This window comes from Chitinolyticbacter albus, from assembly GCF_024437655.1.
GTDB classification, from domain to species: Bacteria; Pseudomonadota; Gammaproteobacteria; order Burkholderiales; family Chitinibacteraceae; genus Chitinolyticbacter; species Chitinolyticbacter albus.
In genome coordinates this window covers 1-457 of record NZ_JANBVF010000024.1, presented here as the reverse complement: position 1 = coordinate 457, position 457 = coordinate 1, and the positions used below count along the sequence as shown (strand labels likewise).

Annotated in this window: 1 protein-coding gene; it reads right to left on the bottom strand. The window is 65.6% G+C overall.

Annotation, left to right across the window (positions count from 1 at the left end; all coding sequences use genetic code 11):
• Nucleotides 1–457 (bottom strand): type VI secretion system Vgr family protein (locus NLI84_RS13950; protein ID WP_255991103.1); only part of this gene is annotated, 457 nt, incomplete at both ends.

The window sequence follows — 457 nt, the reverse complement described above, 5'->3', positions numbered from 1 at the left end:
CGGCGTGGTCAGGGCGATGCCGGCCGGGGCGGTGGCGATCAGGATCGGTTGCTGGCCGGGTTGTTCTTTCGCGCTCTTGCCTTGCTCGTCGGTGTTGGATCCCGCTTCCCAGGCCTTCAGGGCTTCGTTCAGGTGGTCGAGGTGGCCCGCGCTGGCTTTGGCTTGTTTCGCCCCTTCGATATCCAGCGTCTCGGGGCCGATCTCGGTGGGGTCGGCCAGTTGATGCTGCGCGGTGTCGGAGAGGGTTTGCGCCAGTTGCTGCGCCGATTCGAGTTGGGCTTGCGCCTGTTCGCGATCGAGCTGTTTACCACTGGCGCCGGATTTGGCTTCGGTGCTGAGCAGCAGGCCTTGCGCGGCGCGAATGGCGCCATGGCGATCGGTGCGTAGTTCGAAGCCGTCACCACGTGGTTCCGCCTTGCCCTCGGTTCTGGGGTGGGCCAGGTAACCCTGGTTCAGC